Raw genomic sequence first — 19,322 nt, 5'->3', positions numbered from 1 at the left:
GGGCCATACCATCGCAATCATCGCCATCGTCGTTGCATTCGGCGCGTTCATGCTCGTCCTGGCGCGTACCGAGCGCCAGAACCGGACGACGTGGAAGGAATTCCAGTAGCCGGCACGGCCGAGCGGCCCCAAGGGGCCCCGGCCCGACCCTCGCGTTGAGGGAGAGGGCCAGGGCGCGGGCTGCGCGGCCCCGTCTCAGTGCACGCCCTTGGTGAGCCCCTGCACGAAATAGCGGTTCAGAAACAGCGCCATCAGCATGATCGGCACTGTGGAGAAATGGGCGAGCGCGCCGAGCGTTCCCCAGGTGATGTCCTTGGTGCCGAAGGCCGCGAGAAGCGCCACCGACAACGGCTTCGAGTCGGAATTGGTGAGGAACATCGCCACCAGGAAGTCATTCCACGAGAACATCACGCAGAACAGCGCCGAGGCGATGATGCCCGGGGTGACCGTCGGCAGCGCGACGCGCCAGAACGCGCCCCAGAGCGTGCAGCCATCGGTGAGCGCCGCCTCCTCCATGTCCTTGGGCAGCGAACGGAAATAGGAGAACATCATCCACGTCACGAAGGCGCAGTTGAGCGTCGTGTTGATGAGGATGACCGCCCACCAGGTTCCGAGCAGCCCGATATCGCGCATCATCAGATAGAAGGGCAGCAGCGTCGCGATGATCGGCACCGTGCGCACGGCGAGGAACAGATAGGCGACGCCGATCGCATAGCGCCAGCGCGAGCGCGCCAGCGCATAACCCGCCGGAACGCCGAGCAGCAGCGACAGCACCGCCGAACCGATGGAAATGACGAGGCTCGATTTCAGAAGCTGCCAGACATCGAACACCTCGAAGACGCGGCGGAAATTGAGCAGCGTCGGTTCGAACAGGAAGGCCGGCGGCGAGGAGAACATGTCCTTCGGCGGCTTGTAGGCGGTCGCGACCAGCCACATCACCGGGATCATGTAGACGAGCAGGATGAGGACGAGCGCGGTCCGCTCGATGCGGATCCGGCGCTGCAGGGCCGTCACGCGGCGGGCCGGCAGGGCGACACGCGGCAGGGCGGCGGTGGTGGTCATGCTGCTCATCGCTCGTTCGCCTTCACGTCTGCGCGGCGGATGAGGAGCGTGAAGCCCGCCGCCATCAGGGCGATGCACAGGATCGAGACATTGGCGATCGCCGAGGCATAGCCGATGTTGAAGAACTGCAGGCCCTGCTTCACGCCATAGACCATCAGCGAATTGGTGGCATCGGCCGGGCCGCCGCCGGTGGTCACGAAGATCGAATCGAAGACTCGGAACGCGTCCATCATCCGAAGCACCAGCGCCAGGAAGACGGTTGGCAGCAGCAACGGCAGGATCACGAGGCGGAAGCGCTGCCAGGCAGTGGCGCCGTCGGCCGCCGCGGCCTCCAGAATGTCGGAGGGCAGCGCCTTCAGGCCGGCGAGCAGGATCAGCGCAACGAGCGGCGTCCACTCCCAGATATCGACGAAGATCAGCGTCGGCAGCGCCGTCGTGGTGCCGGCGAGCAGGCCACGCGGCGAGGTGATGCCCCATTCGGCGAGGTAGTAGCCGAAATAGCCGTAGTCGACGGCGAGCAGCGCGCGGAAAATGAGGCCGACCACGAGCGGCGTGATCGTCACCGGGATCAGCAGGAAGGCGAGGCAGATGCGGTTGAAGCGGCTGTCGCGCCAGAGCAGAAGCGCGAGGCCGAGACCAAGCACGAACTGGAAGACGACCGCGCCGATCGTGAACACGAACGTATTGATGAGCGCCCGCTGGCCGGTCTTGTCGGTGAGGAGGTCAACATAGTTCTGCAGCCCGACGAAGGTCTTCGTCCCGCCGCGGCGCAGAAGATTGTACTCGAAGAAGGAGTAGGCGATGCCCTGTGCCAGCGGCCAAAGCGCGATGACGGCGATATAGACGACGGCCGGCAGCGCGAGGGCGAGAAGGAACAGCTTGCGGCGATCGTCGAAACGCATCCCGCTCCTGCGCTTTGACGCGCGCGGCAGGACGGCGGTGGAGGTTGCACTCGTCACGGACGCTCTCCGGCATGGGAAAAGAGGCTGCGGCTCTCGGGGGAAAGGCCGCAGCCCGACCCCTTCCCGCGGACGGGAAGGAGCTTTTTGCGAGGATCGCCGATCCTCAGAACAGCTTCTCGGCCTGGGCCTGCGCCTCGTCGAGAGCTGCCTTCGGATCGGTATTGCCGACGAGGACGGCGTTGACGGCCGTGCCGAGCAGATCCTGGATCTCCGGATACTGCGGAATGCGCGGACGATAGTCGCCGTCGGCGTTCTCGAAGGACTTCGCGATGACCGGCAGGAACGGATACTTGGCGTTGAGCTCGGGATCCGCCAGCGTCGACTTGCGGATATAGCTGCCGGCGCCGTTCATGTTCATCTCTTTCTGGACTTCAGGGCTGACCAGCCACTTGATGAAGCTCCAGGCGGCTTCCTGCTTTTCCTTGTCGAGATCGGCGTTGATCGCCATGCCCCAGCCGCCGAGGCCGTATTTCAGCGGCAGGCCCTTGCCGACCGGCGTGTAGGTGATGCCGACCGTGTCGACGATCTTCGACATCGAGGGGTCGTAGTAGCCGGGCGCGCCGACCGACCAGGTCTCCATCAGGGCGACGAGGCCCTGCCGGAAGCTCTCCTCGCGGCCACCCCAGTCATAGTCGACCGCCCCGGGCGGGGCCGCCTTGTCGAACAGCTCCTTGTAGATCTTGAGGCTGGCGACGTTGGCGTCCGAGTTGAGGGCCGGCTTGCCGCTCGCATCCAGCACAGAACCGCCGAGCTGGGCGTTGTATTGCAGCCAGTCCTGCGCCACCGCGGCGCCCTTCTGCCCGTTGGCGACGAAGCCGTAGATCTTCTTGGACGGGTCCGTCAGCTTGATCGCCGCCTCGACGAAGTCCTCGGCGGTCTCCGGCACCTTGATGCCGGCGGCGTCGAGCAGATCCTTGCGATAGGCCATCACCGCCGCGTAGCCGGCAAACGGGAAAGCCACCTGCTTGCCGTTGTACTGGCCGATATACTGGATCGTCGCAGGATAGATGTCGTCGATCTGCAGCTCGGCCGCATCGCGCTTCATGAGCTCGGTCAGGTCGACCGTATAGCCGTTCTCGGCATACTGGCCGGCCCAGACGATGTCCATGGTGATGAGATCGTAGGACTTCGTGTGACCGACGAAATCGGCCTGGGTCTTGGTGAGCAGCGAACCGTAGTCGAGGATGTCGACCTTCACGGTGGCGCCGGTCTTCTCCTCGAACTGCGGTGCCAGCTTGGCGATCACCGCCGCGAACTGGTCGTTCTGGGACGCGATCGTCAGCGTCGTTCCGGCCAGCGGCTTGTCGGCCGCCCCCGCAGTCGCCACGGCCGAAGCCAGCGCGAGCGCGGCGACACCGAGCCTCAATGCAGATGTCTTGATCATTCCCGTGACTCTCTTCCGTTGTGACAAGGGAGCGGAAACGGAGTATACATCAAACAAAATCGCGCTCAAGAAACGTCAATTATCTCCGATTCTCACAGAAATGCACATTCTAGCCGAACACGTTACGAACAAGTGCAGCAAGAACACTCGTTCATCGGTCTCGACAATCATGTTGCAACCAGAATATCGACCTTGTTCGATTCACGGTCGCGCATCGGTTGCATCGCGTCGGATCGGCTGTGACGACCCCCATCTTTCTGCTCGTCGCGCCGCTCCCCGCCGCTCGGCAGTATTGCCTCTGCACATTTTCGCATCAAGTGCTGCCTGCGACCAAAGGGCGGGCAGGTTGCGCCTTTACGCGGCGGCGCCGATCGGCAACCATCCGTTTCAATCCTCGCCTATGGGAGCCCGCCGCCGGCGGTTCGACGCATGAGCGCTTCGTCACGACCTGCTTCCTCACGCCTCGCCACCCTTGAAGACGCGATCGCGCGGGACCTCGAGCGCATCGAGGCCTCGCCGCGCGCCTGGCTGCCCCGCCGCTCGGGGCCGGACGGCGCGCCGCTGCACAATGTGGTGATCGTCGGCGCCGGCCTGTCCGGCCTTTCCATCGGCTTCGGGCTCAAGCGGCAGGGCGTCGGCGACGTCGTGCTGATCGACCGCAGCGACGAGGGCCGCGAGGGGCCGTGGATCTCGTGTGCCCGCATGGACACGCTGCGCTCCCCCAAGCACCTGTCGGGCCCCGATCTCGGCGTTCCGAGCCTCACCTATCGCTCCTGGTACGAGGCGGCGCATGGCGAGGCGGCCTGGGAGGCGGTCGGCAAGATCGACCGCGCCGACTGGATGGACTATCTCGTCTGGTACCGCCGGATGGCGGCGCTCGACGTGCGCAACCGCACGACGCTGACGGCGATCCGCCCGCTCGAGGACTATCTGGTGCTCGATATCGAGACGCCCGCCGGAGCGAGCCGTCTCTATGCGCGCAAGCTGGTGCTGGCGACCGGCATCGAAGGCGCCGGCGGCCTCGCCGTGCCTCCCTTCGTCGCCGGCCTGCCGCGCGAGAGCTGGACGCATAGCGGCGAGGCGGTCGCGGCGGAGCGCCTCGCCGGGCTCGATGTCGGAATCGTCGGCGCCGCGTCCTCGGCCTTCGACTGGGCGGTGGCGGCGCTTCGCAACGGCGCGCGGTCGGCGACGCTCTTCGCGCGGGCGAGCGAGCTGCCGAAGACCGAGGTGCTGGCCTGGTCGAACTTCCCCGGCTTTCTCGGCCATTTCGCCGATCTCGACGCGACGCGGCGCTGGCGTTTCATGCGCCGCTTCTTCGAACTGAAGGTGCCGCCGACGCAGGAGATGTACCGCGCCGCGCATGCCTTCCCCAATTTCCGCGCCGAACTCGGCTGTCCGCCGCAATCGGCGCGGATGGTCGACGGCCGCGTCGAGATCGAGACGCCGCGCGGCGTCTTCGCCTTCGATCACCTCCTGCTCGGCACGGGCTACGAGATCGACCTCGCCAAGCGCCCCGAACTCGCGCCCTTCGCGGGCGAGATCGCGCTCTGGCAGGACCGCTTCACGCCGCCCGCCGGCGAGGAGGACGCGGCGCTCGGCCTCTACCCCTATCTCGGCCGCGATTTCGAGTTCACCGAGAAGCATCCCGGCACGGCGCCGTGGATCGGCAATATCCATATTTTCAACAACGGCGCGGTGCCGAGCCTCGGCCCGATCTGCAACGGCATCACCGGCCTCAAATACGGCGTGCCGCGCATGGTGGCGGCGCTGACCCGCGGCCTCTTCCTTGCTGATGCCGACCGGCACTATGCCGACCTGATGGCCTATGACGAACAGCATTTCCACGCCGAGGACACCGGCCGGCCGGCCCCTGTCGAGGTCTAGGAGGATAGAATGAGCCTTGCATCCGCCCTTCCGCGCGGCGGTCTCGACGATCTGCTCGCCGACGCCCGCGCCGACAGCGTCGAATTCCCCTATCTGCTCGCCAATCATGTGCCGATGATCCTCGTCGCCATGGACCGGCTCGGCGCCGACGAGCCGCGCATGGCCGAATGGCTGGCGATGTATCGCCGCGTGAAGGGTCTCGTGCCGATGCCGCCGCGCGTCGCGCCGATCGCGCGGGCCGACTGGCTCGCCCATCTCGGCGACCGCAGCCGCGAGGCCGATTATCGCGACCTGATGACCGACGAGGTCCGCCGCCTCGGCATCGACGGCGCGATCAAGACCTATGTGCCGACCCTCATCCCCGGCGTCGGCGCCAGCGCGCTGCACTGCCTGATGCGCCTCGCCTATGGCTGCCTGCGCATGGACGCGGCCGAGGTCGGCACGGCGATCGGCTATTGGTGCGCGACCTATCTGAAGATGCCGCTGCCGACCGGCGCGGCCCCCGTCACCGACGATCCCGGCGCCGTGCTCGCGGCATCCTCCGCCGTGCCGGACATGCATCGCCTGGAGCCGGAGACGGATCTCCTCTGGCACACCATCCGCGCCGCCGGCGAGGCGCCGGGCTTCGCGCCGATCGTCGACATGCTGGAGATCCGCGGCGACTGCATGAACCGCCTCGCGGCCACGTCGCTCGCTCTCTTCGCCGCGACGATGGACTTCTCGGCGCTGCATGCCGTGACCGGGACGCATTGGGTGCGCCTCGTCTCGCCGCATCTGGAGGCCGAGGACCGGCCGCGCCTGATGCGGCATTTCTGGCAGATCATCGCCTCGCTGGTGCCCAAGATCGGCTTCCCGTCGCTGCCCTCCGCCGAACAGCTCGAAGGCTGGCGGAACCTTCCGGCGCCGTCCTGGGACGAGATCGCCGCGGCGGCGATCGCGTCCGACGACGAACACGACATCTCGCTCGTCTTCTCCGCGCGCGAGGAAGAGAAGGTCTATGGCGACCGGCTCTATCGCGTGGTCGCGGCGCGCCGCGTCGCCCTCATCGACTGACGGAAGAGAACATGCAGGCCGATCTCGTCATTGCCGGCGCCACGACGCCGGATGGTCAACGCGTCGATATCGCCATCACCGGCGCCACCATCACCACCGTCGCCGAGGCGGGAACGGCGCCGTCCGCGGCGCGCCGGATCGATGCGGCGGGCAAGCTCGTCTCGCCCTCCTTCGTCGAGGGGCACATCCATCTCGACAAGACGCTGATCGGCCTGCCGTTCATTCCCCACATCCCCGGCGACACCGTTGCGAAGCGGATCGCCGCCGAGAAGCATCTGCGCCGCACGCTGACCATGCCGGTCGAGGAGCGCGGCGGGCGGCTGATCGAACAGGTGGCCGCCTTCGGCACCGGCGCCATCCGCAGCCATGTCGATATCGACACCGAGGTCGGACTCAAGGGCCTGCATGCGCTGCTCGCGCTTCGCGAGCGCTATCGCCATCTCGTCGACATCGAGATCGTCGCCTTCCCGCAGAGCGGCATCTTCAAGGATCCCGGCACGGCCGACCTTCTCGACGCGGCGATGCGCGAGGGCGCCGATCTCGTCGGCGGGCTCGATCCGGCCGGCATCGACGACGACGTGACCGGCCATCTCGACACGGTCTTCGACCTCGCCGAGAAGCATGGCGCCGGCGTCGACATCCACCTGCATGATCCGGGTCCGCTCGGCGCCTTCGAACTGCGCCAGATCGCCGACAGGACGAAGGCTTCAGGGCTCGAGGGGCGCGTCGTCGTCAGCCACGCCTTCGCGCTCGGCATGATCGATCCGGCGGAGTTCGCCCGAACGGCGAAGGCGCTCGCCGACAGCCGCGTCGCGATCATGACCAACGGCCCCGGCCCGGTCGCCATGCCGCCCGTCAAGCGGCTGAAGGCCGAGGGCGTGACCGTCTTCGCCGGCTCGGACAATATCCGCGACGCCTGGTCGCCCTATGGCGACGGCGACCTGCTGCGCCGGGCGATGATCGTGGGCTACCGGCAGGACTTCAACGCCGACGAGGATGTCGCGCACGCCTTCCAGATGGTGACCGCCCTCCCCGCTTCGGTGCTCGGCCTCGAAGGCTACGGCCTCGCGCCCGGCTGCCGCGCCGACCTCGTGCTCATCCCGGCCGGCTCCGTGCCCGAGGCGGTCGCGGGCGTCCCGGGCGGCCGCACGGTGCTGAAGCGCGGCAAGGTGATCGCCGGCTGACGGGTCGAGGTCCACCGGCCACATCCGAACGCAAGCCCTCCCCAACCCTCCCCCGCTTCGCGGGAGAGGGACCAGGGTCACGGCTCTCCCGGCCTCGCTTGGTTTCACGGACGAAAGCTGGCATGTCTTGGCCCCGCCGGCCGCAGCGGCCGTCCGCCAAGGCATACCCCCCATGACGTCCACCCCCTCCGCGATCCCCGCGCCGCATCCGAAGATCACGCCGGCGCTGACGATCCTGCTCGCCTGCGCCTGCGGCGCGATCGCGGCCAACCTCTATTACGCTCAGCCGCTCATCAAGCTGATCGGCCCCGATGTCGGCCTGTCGCCGCATGTGGCGAGCCTCGTCGTGACGCTGACGCAGATCGGCTATGGCTGCGGGCTCGTGCTTCTAGTGCCGCTCGGCGACATCGTCGAGAACAAGAGGCTGATCACCATCGCGGTGGCGGTGACGTCCGTCGCGCTCGTCCTGACGGCGCTGGCGCCGACCGCCCTGCCCTTCCTCGGCGCGGCGCTCTTCATCGGCTTCTCGTCGAGCGTCATCCAGATGCTGGTGCCGCTCGCGGCCTCGATGACCGACGAGGCGAATCGCGGCCGCACGGTCGGCAACGTCATGAGCGGGCTGATGGTCGGCATCCTGCTGGCGCGGCCGATCTCGGGCTTCCTCTCCGACATCGTCGGCTGGCGCGGCGTCTTCGCGCTCTCCGCCGCCTTCATGATCGTGCTGCTGCTCCTGCTGCTGCGCTTCCTGCCGCGGCGGACGCCGAGCGGGTCGCACAGCTATCCAGAATTGCTGCGCTCGCTCTGGACCATCTGGCGCGCGACACCGCTGCTGCGCCGGCGCGCCTTCTACCAGTTCTTCCTGTTCGCGGATTTCAGCCTGTTCTGGACCGCGGTGCCGCTGGAACTCGCCGGTCCCGACTTCGGCTATTCGCAATCGCAGATCGCGCTCTTCGCGCTGGCGGGCGCCGCGGGCGCGCTGTCGGCGCCGATCGCCGGGCGGATGGCCGATGCCGGGCATACGCGGTTGGGCACCGGCGCGGCGATCGCCGGCGTCTTCGCCTCCTTCGTGCTCGCCTGGCTCGGCGGCCATTTCCTGTCGATCGCGCTGATGACGCTCGCCGCGCTCGCGGTCGATTTCTGCGTGCAGGCCAACACGGTGTTCGGGCAGCGCGCGCTCTACATGCTCGCGCCGCAGATCCGCAACCGGCTGAACGGGCTCTACATCGCCACCTTCTTCCTCGGCGGCGCCGTCGGCTCGGCGGTGGCGAGCCCGCTGCACGAGGCCTTCGGCTGGCCGGCGATCGTCGCCGCCGGCCTCGCCTTTCCCGCGCTCTCGTTCCTCTATTTCCTGACCGAGGAGCGCGAAAAAGCGTGAGGAGACGGCCTCACGCCACCTTGACCTCGCCGTTCTCGATCAGCCACGCGACCGATTCCTGCACCGCCTCGAGCGAGGAATAGCGCGGCGCATAGCCGAGCATGGCGCGGGCCTTGTCGATCGAGCAGTTGGGGCTGTGGGCGATATGGTCGTAGGTCGCCTGCGCCGTGGCCTCGTCGTAATGCATCTTCCATTCGGCAAAAGGCAGGAAGGCGAGATCGGCCTCGCGGCCGAACCAGGCCGCCATGCGCTCGGCATAGCCGCGCAGCGTCACCGCCGCCGGCGATACCGTGTGGAAGGCCTCGCCGATCGCGACGCTCCGCCGGGCGATCGCGCGCATGAACATCTGCGCGACGTCGTCGGCATGAACGTGATGCACCGTCTCGAGCCCGAAATTCGGGATGCGCAGTTGCTGGCCCCGCGCCAGCCGCGAGAAGACGGCGGTGTCGAAATGGCCTTCCGGATTGAGCGGCGCCCAGCCCGGCCCGACGATATGGCCGGGATGCACGATCGTGGCCGGGAAGCCGTTGCGGCGCGCCTCGTGCAGCAGATAGGCCTCGATGGCCGCCTTCTGGATGCCGTAGTCGCCGAAGGGCCGGCGCGGCTCCATCTCCGTCGTCGGCACCGTGACGCTCGGGCCATGCACCCAGATCGTGCCGGTATGCAGGAAATGCTCGACCTCGCCCTTCACCGCCTCGACGATCTGGCGCGCGCTCGCCAGCGTGAAGCAGGTCATGTCGATCAGGATGTCGGGCTTCAGGTCGAAGATCGCGCCGCCGAAGGCATCCGCCTCCTCGGCCCTGTCGCGGTCGATCGCCACCTGCTCGACGGCATCCCAGGCCTTGTGCGGCGTATAGGGCTGCCGCTGGCCGCGGCTGACATTGACGACATGGAATCCGGCTTCGACCAGACGCGGCACGAGATAGGTGCCGACATGGCCGCTGCCGCCGATGATGACGACGCGTGACATGGCTTTCCTCCGCGAGAGGCCCGCATAGGAGCCGCTGACGCCGGCGCGCGCAAGCCCGCAGGCGACTGTCAGGCAGGATCGCGGAAGGCGCGCGAGAGGCCGTGATAGAGCCGCTCGGGCGAGACGAGCGCCGAGACGCCCTCGGCGATGATCGCGGTCGCGAAGAGCGGCAGGATCAGCCTGTGGCCGTCCGTCATCTCCGAGACGATGAGGACCGCCGTCAGCGGCGCGCGCACGACGCCGACGAAATAGGCGATCATGCCGAGCACGACGACGGCGCCCACCGGCTCGCCGGGAAAGAGGCTGGCGATGATCTGGCCGAGGCCGGTGCCGGCGGCGAGCGAGGGCGCGAAGATGCCGCCCGGAATGCCCGAAAGCGCGGTCAGCAGCGTCGTCAGCATCTTGGCGGGGCCGAACCAGAGCGGTTCCGCACCGCCCTCGATGATCCGGCGCGACACGTCATAGCCGGTGCCCCAGGTGAGCCCGGCACCGGCGATGCCGATCACCGCGATAAGGAGACCGGCCGCTGCCGCCCACGCCACGGGTCGAGCGCGGATGGCGCGGATCGGCGCCGCGGCCGAGAAGGTGAACCAGAGCACGATGCGCGAGAAAAGGCCGCCGAGAAGCCCGCCGGCGACGCCCGCGACCGGCGCGATGACGAGCGCCGCCTGAAGCGACAGCGATTCGTGGACCGCGCCGAAATAGACGTAATCGCCGGCGATGCCGAGGCTGACGAGGCCGGCGATCAGCACGGCTGCCATGGTCAGCAGCGCGAGCCGCTGCTCATAGGCCGAGGCGAGTTCCTCGATCGCGAAGGCGACGCCGGCAAGCGGCGTGTTGAAGGCTGCCGAGACGCCGGCCGCGCCGCCGGCGATGGTGACGGCGGCCGTGAGCGGCACGCGGAACAGCCGGTGCGTGGCGTTCATGATCGCGGCGCTGATCTGCACCGTCGGTCCCTCGCGGCCGACGGAACCGCCGGCTCCGAGCGCGAGGACCGTCATCACCAGCTTCACCGCGGCCGTTCTCAGCGAGGTCAGCCGCTCATTGGCCTCCGATTCGGCGTTGTGGGTCGCGGCGATGACCTGCGGGATGCCGGAGCTGCGCGCCTCGGGCGCCAGCATCCGTGTCATCCAGGCGATCAGCGCATAGGCGGCGGGCGTCAGCGCGAGCGGCAGCAGCGGCCAGCGGGCAACGAGCCAGGCAAAGCCCTCCTGCGCGACATCGGCCGCCCCGGCAAAGGCGAGAGCCACCAGTCCGATCAGCACCGCGCCGATGGTCGTCGCGGCGCGCCTTTGCCAGACAGGGGCATATCTACGCCAGGGATTCATCGTTCAGCTCCGCTGCCCGCGTCGATCCCCGGCGCAATACGCCGCTCCGGCCTATCAGTCCATCCTGACACCGCCGGTGATGTTGATGCCCTGGCCGGTCATGAAGCGGGCGGCGTCGGAGGCGAGGAAGACGACCACGTCGGCGACGTCCTCGGGCTCCTCGATGCGGCCGAGCGGGGTCAGCGACACATATTCGGCGCGCACCGCCTCCGGCGTCATGCCGCGCAGCTCCGCCTCCCAGATGATCTCGCGCTCCTGCATCGAGGTCTTCACGAAGCCGGGGCAGACGCAGTTGACGCGGATCCCCTTCGGCGCCATCTCGCGGGCCAGCGCCTGCGTCCAGCCGAACACCGCGAACTTCGACGCCGAGTAGTGGGCCAGCAGCGGCGCGCCGACCTTGGCGGCCAGCGAGGCGGTGTTCACGATCGCCGCCTGCTTCTTCTCGGCGAGGAAGTAGCGCACCGCGATCTGGTTGGTCAGGAAGACACCGCGCGCATTGACGTCGAAGTTGAAGTCCCAGTCCTCGTCGGTGAGGTCGATCGCCGGCCGCATCGTCGAGACGCCGGCATTGGCGCAGACGATATCGATGCCGCCGAGCCCTTCCACCGCCTGGTCGAAGGCATGCTGCACCGAGGCGCGCCTGGTGACGTCGATCTCGACCGCGAAGCCGCCATTGGCGAGTCCGGCGATCACGTTCTGGGCCGCCATCACGTCGAGATCGGCGATGGCGACGGTGGCTCCGGCACGGTCGAGCGCCCGGACGATCGCGGCGCCGATGCCCTTCGCGCCGCCGGTGACGAAGGCCTTCCGGCCCGAGAGGTCGAAAATGCCCGCCATGACTGGTCGCTCCTGCGCATGCTGTCGAATGGCCGTAGGGAAACGCAAATCCGCACACTTTACAACGCCGAACTTCCGGCTCATGTTCGGATATGTGCGAACCTGTTTCAGTCTGAACGCCGCCGCGTCCGGACAGGAGCCCCCGATCGATGCAGCCCGACGACTTCCCCACCTACGATCCCGCCGTCGGCTTCGGCCGCATGCCGGCCGGGGCGCGGCAGTCGCTCATCCTCGACGTGGTCGAGATGGACGGTTTCGTCTCGGTCTCGCAGATCGCTTCCAACCTGAACGTATCGGAGATGACGATCCGTCGCGATCTCGTCGTCCTCGAGGAGCGCGGCCTGCTCGCCCGCACGCATGGCGGCGCCGTTTCGGCCGCCACCAGTCCGCGCGAGGTGTTCGATCTCGAGGAGCCGGCCTTCAAGCGCCGCCGTCATCGCAACGCCCGCGAGAAGGCCGCCATCGCCCACGCCGCCGCGCGCCTGATCGGGCCCAGCGAGACGATCGGCCTCGATGTCGGCACGTCGACGCTGACGCTGGCGGAGGCGATCGTCGATCGCTCCGATCTGCGGGTCTTCACCAACAGCCTGCGCGCCGCGATGGTGCTCTCGGCCTCGAAGAGCCCCGTCTATGTGCTCGGCGGCGAGGTTCGCAATCCCGAGCAGTCGGTCGTCGGATCGCGCGCGGTGGGCGAGCTCGCCAACTACAATCTCGATCGCGTGTTCATCGGCGTTTCCGGACTGATCGAGGCCGGCTTCTTCGATTATTCGGTCGAGGACAGCGAGGTGAAGCGGGCTTTCATCGCTCGCGCCGACCAGGTGGTCATCCTCTGCGATTCCTCGAAATTCGATCATCGCTCGCTCGCCCGCGTCTGCGACGTCGCAGGCGCGGATGTCATCGTCACCGACGCGCCGCCGCCCGGCCATCTCGCCCGGGCGCTGGAGGCAGCTGAGGTGGAGGTGATCGTGGCGGCGGCCGGCGCGGAACGGGCCTGACGGCCCGCAGATTCAAGATTGGCAATGCGGCGCCGGAACGACCGGCGGCCGCCCCCAGAGGACGAAGGGCATGGTGTTTGATTTCTTCGGCGCGCGCCGCAAGGTGGTGGTCGGCATGGTGCATATCGGCGCGCTGCCCGGCACGCCGCTCTACGACGCCGATGGCGGCGTCCAGAAGCTGATCGACGACGCGGGCGCCGATCTGGAGAAGCTGCAGGCCGGCGGCATCCATTCGGTGATGTTCGGCAACGAGAACGACCGGCCCTATGTCTTCAAGGCCTCGCCGGCGACGCTCGCCGCGATGACGGCGGTGATCCAGGCGCTGAAGCCGACGCTCAAGGTGCCGTTCGGCGTCAACTATCTCTGGGACCCGTCCGCCTCGGTCGCCATCGCCTGCGCGACCGGCGCCTCCTTCGCCCGCGAGATCTTCACCGGCCTCTTCGCCTCCGACATGGGCCTGTGGCAGCCCTCCGCCGCCGAGGCGCTGCGCCTTCGCCGCGACCTCGGCCGGCCCGACCTCAAGCTCCTCTTCAACATCAACGCCGAATTCGCCGCGAGCCTCGATCACCGGCCGATCGCGCTGCGCGCCAAGAGCGCCGTCTTCTCCTCGCTCGCCGACGCGATCCTCGTCTCGGGCCCGATCACCGGCCAGCCGGCCGAGACCTCGGACCTCAAGGCCGTCGCCGACGCCGTCAAGACCGTGCCGATCTTCGCCAATACCGGCGTTCGGCTGGAGAATGTCCGCGAGGTTCTCTCGCTGGCGGACGGCGTGATCGTCGGCACCCATTTCAAGGTCGACGGCGACACCTGGAACGCGGTCGACGCCGAGCGGGTCAAGCGCTTCATGGATGTCGTCGAGGAATTCGCCTGACAGCATGAGCGCTCCAGCGGCTTCGCCCGATACCGTCATCGGCCTCGACATCGGCACGACCTCCACCATCGGCATCGCGGTGCGCATGCCGGGCGAGATCGTGCATGTCGCCTCGCGGCCCGTCTCCCTGTCCTCGCCGCATCCCGGCTGGGCCGAGGAGGATCCGGCCGAATGGTGGACGAACAGCGTCGCCGTGCTGAAGGAGATCGTCGCCGCCCTCCCCGGCGGCGGCGCGAGCCTCGCCGGGCTCTGCGTGACCGGCATGCTGCCCGCCGTCGTCCTGCTCGACGCGGCGGGCAATGTCCTGCGTCCCAGCATCCAGCAGAGCGACGGCCGGGTCGGCGCCGAGGTCGAGGCGCTGAAGGCGGAACTCGACGAGGCCGCCTTCCTCGCCCGCGCCGGCAATGGCGTGAACCAGCAGCTCGTCGCCGCCAAGCTGCGCTGGATCGCCCGCCACGAGGCTGACGTGTTCGCCCGCATCGCGACGGTGTTCGGCTCCTACGACTATGTGAATTACCGCCTCACCGGTCGCCGCGCCGTCGAGCAGAACTGGGCGCTCGAGGCCGGCTTCACCGATCTTTCCGACAACCGCATCGCCGCCGATCTCGTCGCCCTCGCCGGCATCGCGCGCGACGCGGTTCCCGACCGGACGGTGACGCATGAGCTGATGGGCCACGTCTCGGCCGAGGCCGCGGCGGCGACCGGATTGCCGGAAGGACTTCCGGTCTTCGGCGGCGCGGCCGACCACATCGCCTCGGCGCTCGCCGCCGGCATCGCGGCGCCGGGCGACGTGCTGCTCAAATTCGGCGGCGCCGGCGACATCGTCGTCGCGACGGCCGAGGCGACGCCCGACCCGCGGCTCTATCTCGACTACCACCTCGTGCCGGGGCTCTATGCGCCGAACGGCTGCATGGCCGCCTCGGGCTCGGCGCTCAACTGGCTGGCAGGCCTGATCGGCGCCGAGGACGGCGACGAGCGCCCGCATGTCGCGCTCGACAGGCTGGCGGCCTCGGTGCCGGCGGGTTCGGACGGCGTGCTCTGCCTTCCCTATTTCCTCGGCGAGAAGACCCCGATCCATGATCCGCTGGCGCGCGGCACCTTCACGGGCCTCAGCCTCGGGCATGGCAAGGGCCATCTCTGGCGCGCGCTGCTGGAAGCCGTCGCCTACGGCTTCCGCCATCATCTCGACGTGCTGGTGGAGATGGGCCATCGGCCGACCCGCGTCTTCGCCTCGGATGGCGGAACGCGCAGCCGCGTGTGGATGCAGATCGTCGCCGATGTGGTCGGGCTGCCGGTGCGCCTGCTCGACAATCCGCACGGCTCCTCGGTCGGCGCCGCCTGGGTCGCGGCGATCGGCAGCGGTCTTTCGTCGGACTGGTCGGGCGTCTCGGTGCTCGCGCGGCATGGCGATCTGATCGAGCCCGATCCGGCCAATCGCGCCGTCTATGACCGCGGCTATGCGCGCTACCGCGCCGCCTATGAGGCGCTGAAGCCCGTCTTCGCGATGGACTGAGCGGAACCCCGCCGCCATCGCCGCATTCACCCTTCGTCGAGCCCACTCGCAAGACGGAGGACGTCCATGACCGAACTCGACCCGAGGCCCTACGCCAACACCGACGAACGGCAGCAGGGCGGCTTTTCCAACGACGACGACAATATCCGCCAGCAGCAGGCGGAGGATGTGGCCGACCCCAACCAGGATGCGCCACTCCCCGATCCCGGCGGCGAGCGTCACGCGGTCATCGAATTCGACGACGAGGATGTCGGCGACGAGAGCCGCGAGATCGACGAGCGCTGAAACGGCCCCTCGGCCGCACGGACACTTCCTATCGTCATGGCCGGGCTCACCCTGGCCATGACCGGATCCGCCTGAACCGGCACGAAAGCGCCGGGGACGAGCCCGGGCGTGACGATGCGCTATGGCTGGCTCTCTGAGGCACGATAAAGCCCGGCGACTGGCCGGGCTTCGTTCGTCATTCCCGAGGGGCTCAGGCCGGACGGCGCTTGGCCGCGATCTGCGACGGCGAGGGATGCAGCGCCTTGACCTCTGCGCCGGTGACGCCGGAGCCGGGTTGCGTCGAGGCGAGCGGATCACTGGTCGGGAACGTTTCCCGCAGCTCCTCGTCGAGCTTCCCCTCCTTGACCTTCTTCTCCTCGCGGGCCGCGCGGCCGGGAACAATGCTATTCAAGACCTTGTCGACGACCATTTCACACCTCCTGAGCGGTGAACGTCATCGACTCAAGACGGCAGCCCGTCTTTCGTTCCCGTGTCGCGCGTGCCTGGCTCAGGCCGAGGCCGGCTCGTAGCCGGCGGCGCGGATGGCGGCCGCCACCGTGGCGGCGTCGGCGGCGCCGTCGATCTCCACCCGCTTCGTCGCGAGATCGACCCGGACCTCCGCGCCGGGCGCCGCCTCGCGCGCCGCCTTGCCGATCGTGGACGCGCAGTGGCCGCAGCTCATGTCGGGGACCGTGAAGGTGAGCATGGGGTCGATCCTTTCGGGTTTGTCGATCATGGTTGATCCATGCCGCAATCTGGGGCTTGCCATCGTGGCAAGGTCAAGAGCGACGAGAACCCCGGATCGGGGGCTTGACCTTCCCATGATGGGAAGCTCTATCTGATCCGTCATCAGAACCGCAACGACCGGGCAGAACCGATGACGCAGCATCCCCATCACGAGAGTTTCGCCGGAGACGGCCCGTCGAGCCGGGTCGACCTTTCCATCGAGGGCATGAGCTGCGCTTCCTGCGTCTCGCGCGTGGAGAAGGCGCTGAAGGCGGTGCCGGGCGTCGATGCCGCGAGCGTCAATCTCGCCACCGAACGGGCGACCGTGCATGCCCATGGCGTGTCGGCCGGCGCGCTCGAGAAGGCCGTCGCCGCCGCCGGCTACCAGGCAGTGCGGCTCGAGGCCGATACGCCGCGGCGCGACCATGCGGCCCATCACGACCACCAGGCGACCGGGCTCGGCCGCGATCTCGCGCTCGCCGCCGCGCTCACGCTGCCGATCGTCGTCGTCGAGATGGGTGGCCATCTCGTTCCGGCCTTCCATCACTGGACGATGATGACCCTCGGCCCGTGGAACGCGCTGCTGCAATGGCTGCTGGCGACGCTGGTCCTCGCCATTCCGGGCCGCCGCTTCTTTACCAGCGGCATTCCCGCTTTGCTGCGCGGCGCGCCGGAGATGAACGCGCTGGTCGCGCTCGGCGCCGGTGCCGCCTGGCTCTATTCGAGCGTCGTCACCTTCGCGCCCGGCCTGATCCCGGCCGGCAACGGTGCGCTCTATTTCGAGGCGGCGGCGGTCATCGTGACGCTGATCCTGCTCGGCCGGCTTCTCGAAGCCCGCGCCAAGGGCCGCACCGGCGCAGCCATCGCCGCGCTGGTCAAGCTGTCGCCGCGCACGGCCCGGGTCAGCCGCGACGGCGCCGGGCCCGTCGAACTGCCGATCGAGCAGGTCCTCGTCGGCGACCTCGTCGTCGTCAGGCCGGGCGAACGCATTCCCGTCGACGGCAGCGTCACCGAGGGCGCCTCGCATGTCGACGAATCGATGATCACCGGCGAGCCGGCACCGGTCGCCAAGCGGCCGGGCAGCGCGGTCACCGGCGGCACGGTCAACGGCACCGGCAGCTTCACCTTTCGCGCCGAGCGGGTCGGTGCCGATACCGCGCTGGCGGGCATCGTGCGCATGGTCGAGGAGGCGCAGGGCGCGAAGCTGCCGATCGCGGCGCTGGTCGACCGCATCACCGGTATCTTCGTTCCGGCGGTGATCGCGGTCGCGGTGGCGACCTTCCTCGGCTGGTACTTCCTCGGGCCGGAGCCGTCGCTCGCCAATGCGCTGGTCAATGCCGTGGCGGTGCTCATCATCGCCTGCCCCTGCGCCATGGGCCTTGCGACGCCGGTCTCCATCATGGTCGGCACCGGGCGGGCGGCATCGCTCGGCGTGCTCTTCCGCCAGGGCGACGCCCTGCAGGCGCTCGCCGGGGCCGAGGTGATCGCGCTCGACAAGACCGGCACGCTGACGGAAGGGAAGCCCCGCCTGACCGAGTTCGTCCCGGCATCCGGTCAGGATCGCGCGGCTCTGCTCGCACTGGTCGCCGCGGCCGAGAGCCGGTCGGAGCATCCGCTCGCCCGCGCACTGGTGGCAGCGGCGGAGGCCGAGCAGCTGACGCTCCCTGCCATCGACGCCTTCGAGGCGGTGGCGGGCCATGGCGTTCGCGCCCGTGTCGAGGGCCGCGCGGTCCTCGTCGGCAGCGAGCGCTTCCTCAGCGCCGAAGGCATCGACATGTCGCCGCTCGCCGCCGATGCGGCGCGGCTCGCCGCGAGCGGCACGACGCCGGTCTTCGTCGCTGTCGAGGGCAAGGCGTCCGGCGTCCTCGCCGTCGCCGATGCGCTGAAGCCGTCGAGCGCCGCGGCCATCGCCGCGCTTCGCAAGCTCGGCCGGCGCGTGGTGATGGTGACCGGCGATGGCGAGGCGACGGCGCGGGCGGTGGCACGCGCGGCCGGCATCGACGATGTGCGGGCCGGCATCCTGCCCGAGGGCAAGGCGGCCGTGGTCGCCGAGCTCAAGGCCGGTGGCGCCCGCGTCGCCTTTGTCGGCGACGGCATCAACGACGCGCCGGCGCTCGCCGCCGCCGATATCGGCGTCGCCATCGGCACCGGCACCGATGTCGCGATCGAAAGCGCCGATGTCGTGCTGATGTCGGGCGACCTCATGGGAGTCGTGCGGGCGATCGGCCTGTCGCGGGCGACGATGCGCAATATCCGCGAGAACCTCTTCTGGGCCTTCGCCTACAACGCGGCGCTGATCCCGGTGGCGGCCGGACTGCTCTATGTCCCGTTCGGCATCCTGCTCTCGCCGATGCTGGGCGCGGCGGCGATGGCGCTCTCCAGCGTGTTCGTGGTCGGCAACGCGCTCCGCCTCTCGCGCTTCGGAAGGGAGGGAACGGCATGAATATCGGCGAAGCGGCCCGCGCCTCGGGCGTCTCGGCCAAGATGATCCGCTACTACGAGCGCATCGGCCTCATCGCCGATGCCGCGCGGACGGAGGCCGGATACCGGACCTATGACCGCAACGACGTCGAGACGCTGCGCTTCATCCGCCGCGCCCGCGACCTCGGCTTCTCGGTCGACGAGATGACGGCGCTGCTGGCGCTCTGGCGCGACAAGGGCCGCGAGAGCGCCGAGGTGAAGCGGATCGCGCTGGGCCATGTCGCCGATATCGAGCGCCGCATCCGCGAATTGCAGGGCATGGCGCGGACCCTCGCGCATCTCGCCGGCCATTGCCATGGCGACCATCGGCCGGACTGTCCGATCCTCGACGACCTCGCCGAGGGCAGCGACGACGACACGGCCGGTGCGGGAGTGACGCAGCGGACCGGCTTCAGGCGGCGATGACCGGCACGAAACGGTCACGCATCCGCGC

The 19,322-nt window shown here is 68.7% G+C and carries 18 protein-coding genes; 10 read left to right on the top strand and 8 right to left on the bottom strand.

Annotated features, from left to right (window positions below; translation table 11 throughout):
* Positions 1 to 195 precede the first annotated feature (195 nt).
* From QO015_RS20310 to QO015_RS20300, 3 genes are all read right to left on the bottom strand, one after another.
* Entirely contained in the window at positions 196 to 948 is a 753-nt protein-coding gene (locus QO015_RS20310) for a carbohydrate ABC transporter permease (protein WP_266284320.1), read from the bottom strand.
* A gap of 119 nt (positions 949 to 1,067) precedes the next feature.
* On the bottom strand, positions 1,068 to 1,964 hold the full coding sequence (locus QO015_RS20305) for a carbohydrate ABC transporter permease (protein WP_266283944.1): 897 nt from the start codon (positions 1,962 to 1,964) through the stop codon (positions 1,068 to 1,070).
* Positions 1,965 to 2,127: 163 nt separating this feature from the next.
* Positions 2,128 to 3,408 carry an extracellular solute-binding protein gene (locus QO015_RS20300; protein WP_266283943.1) on the bottom strand — a complete coding sequence of 427 codons (1,281 nt, stop codon included), beginning with the start codon at positions 3,406 to 3,408 and terminating at the stop codon, positions 2,128 to 2,130.
* A 429-nt stretch (positions 3,409 to 3,837) separates the two neighbouring features.
* Here QO015_RS20300 and QO015_RS20295 point away from each other — a divergent pair, with 429 nt between their 5' ends.
* The 4 genes from QO015_RS20295 to QO015_RS20280 all read left to right on the top strand — a co-directional run bounded on the left by QO015_RS20295 (position 3,838) and on the right by QO015_RS20280 (position 8,904).
* On the top strand, positions 3,838 to 5,292 hold the full coding sequence (locus tag QO015_RS20295; protein WP_266283942.1) for an NAD(P)-binding domain-containing protein: 1,455 nt from the start codon (positions 3,838 to 3,840) through the stop codon (positions 5,290 to 5,292).
* 9 nt (positions 5,293 to 5,301) lie between these two features.
* On the top strand, positions 5,302 to 6,345 hold the full coding sequence (locus tag QO015_RS20290) for a questin oxidase family protein (RefSeq protein WP_266283941.1): 1,044 nt from the start codon (positions 5,302 to 5,304) through the stop codon (positions 6,343 to 6,345).
* A gap of 11 nt (positions 6,346 to 6,356) precedes the next feature.
* Complete coding sequence (locus QO015_RS20285) at positions 6,357 to 7,529, top strand: amidohydrolase family protein (protein WP_266283940.1); 1,173 nt, start codon at positions 6,357 to 6,359, stop codon at positions 7,527 to 7,529.
* Between the two features lie 172 nt (positions 7,530 to 7,701).
* Positions 7,702 to 8,904, top strand: a complete 1,203-nt coding sequence (locus QO015_RS20280; RefSeq protein WP_266283939.1) for an MFS transporter — start codon at positions 7,702 to 7,704, stop codon at positions 8,902 to 8,904.
* A 10-nt stretch (positions 8,905 to 8,914) separates the two neighbouring features.
* Here QO015_RS20280 and QO015_RS20275 read toward each other — a convergent pair whose 3' ends face one another.
* The 3 genes from QO015_RS20275 to QO015_RS20265 form a co-directional block, all read right to left on the bottom strand.
* Positions 8,915 to 9,874, bottom strand: coding sequence for an NAD-dependent epimerase/dehydratase family protein (locus QO015_RS20275; protein WP_266283938.1), 960 nt, complete (start codon positions 9,872 to 9,874; stop codon positions 8,915 to 8,917).
* A 68-nt stretch (positions 9,875 to 9,942) separates the two neighbouring features.
* On the bottom strand, positions 9,943 to 11,202 hold the full coding sequence (locus QO015_RS20270) for a chloride channel protein (RefSeq protein WP_266283936.1): 1,260 nt from the start codon (positions 11,200 to 11,202) through the stop codon (positions 9,943 to 9,945).
* Positions 11,203 to 11,256: 54 nt separating this feature from the next.
* Positions 11,257 to 12,039, bottom strand: coding sequence for an SDR family NAD(P)-dependent oxidoreductase (locus QO015_RS20265; protein ID WP_266283934.1), 783 nt, complete (start codon positions 12,037 to 12,039; stop codon positions 11,257 to 11,259).
* 149 nt (positions 12,040 to 12,188) lie between these two features.
* Here QO015_RS20265 and QO015_RS20260 point away from each other — a divergent pair, with 149 nt between their 5' ends.
* The 4 genes from QO015_RS20260 to QO015_RS20245 all read left to right on the top strand — a co-directional run bounded on the left by QO015_RS20260 (position 12,189) and on the right by QO015_RS20245 (position 15,703).
* Positions 12,189 to 13,034, top strand: a complete 846-nt coding sequence (locus tag QO015_RS20260; RefSeq protein ID WP_266283932.1) for a DeoR/GlpR family DNA-binding transcription regulator — start codon at positions 12,189 to 12,191, stop codon at positions 13,032 to 13,034.
* A gap of 70 nt (positions 13,035 to 13,104) precedes the next feature.
* Complete coding sequence (locus tag QO015_RS20255; RefSeq protein ID WP_266283930.1) at positions 13,105 to 13,905, top strand: BtpA/SgcQ family protein; 801 nt, start codon at positions 13,105 to 13,107, stop codon at positions 13,903 to 13,905.
* A gap of 4 nt (positions 13,906 to 13,909) precedes the next feature.
* On the top strand, positions 13,910 to 15,418 hold the full coding sequence (locus QO015_RS20250) for an FGGY-family carbohydrate kinase (RefSeq protein WP_266283928.1): 1,509 nt from the start codon (positions 13,910 to 13,912) through the stop codon (positions 15,416 to 15,418).
* A 66-nt stretch (positions 15,419 to 15,484) separates the two neighbouring features.
* Positions 15,485 to 15,703: a hypothetical protein gene (locus QO015_RS20245; protein ID WP_266283927.1), complete on the top strand. Its 219-nt coding sequence runs from the start codon at positions 15,485 to 15,487 to the stop codon at positions 15,701 to 15,703.
* A gap of 190 nt (positions 15,704 to 15,893) precedes the next feature.
* On the opposite strand, the gene QO015_RS20240 is transcribed toward QO015_RS20245, so the two are convergent.
* Both QO015_RS20240 and QO015_RS20235 read right to left on the bottom strand, forming a co-directional pair.
* Positions 15,894 to 16,112, bottom strand: a complete 219-nt coding sequence (locus QO015_RS20240) for a hypothetical protein (protein WP_266283926.1) — start codon at positions 16,110 to 16,112, stop codon at positions 15,894 to 15,896.
* Between the two features lie 78 nt (positions 16,113 to 16,190).
* Positions 16,191 to 16,418, bottom strand: coding sequence for a heavy-metal-associated domain-containing protein (locus tag QO015_RS20235; protein WP_266283924.1), 228 nt, complete (start codon positions 16,416 to 16,418; stop codon positions 16,191 to 16,193).
* Between the two features lie 141 nt (positions 16,419 to 16,559).
* Between QO015_RS20235 and QO015_RS20230 the strand changes: the two genes are divergently transcribed.
* Together QO015_RS20230 and cueR are read left to right on the top strand one after the other, a co-directional pair.
* Positions 16,560 to 18,851 (top strand): heavy metal translocating P-type ATPase, encoded by a 2,292-nt coding sequence (locus QO015_RS20230; RefSeq protein ID WP_266283922.1) that lies wholly within the window; start codon positions 16,560 to 16,562, stop codon positions 18,849 to 18,851.
* Positions 18,848 to 19,294, top strand: coding sequence for a Cu(I)-responsive transcriptional regulator (gene cueR / locus QO015_RS20225; protein WP_266283921.1), 447 nt, complete (start codon positions 18,848 to 18,850; stop codon positions 19,292 to 19,294). The genes QO015_RS20230 and cueR overlap by 4 nt, the downstream gene beginning before the upstream one ends.
* Positions 19,295 to 19,322 lie beyond the last annotated feature (28 nt).

Origin of the sequence: Kaistia geumhonensis, from assembly GCF_030815145.1 — a bacterium.
Lineage (GTDB): Bacteria > Pseudomonadota > Alphaproteobacteria > Rhizobiales > Kaistiaceae > Kaistia > Kaistia geumhonensis.
Note: the sequence above shows the minus strand (reverse complement) of the source record. Positions and strands in the feature narration are given on the sequence as shown.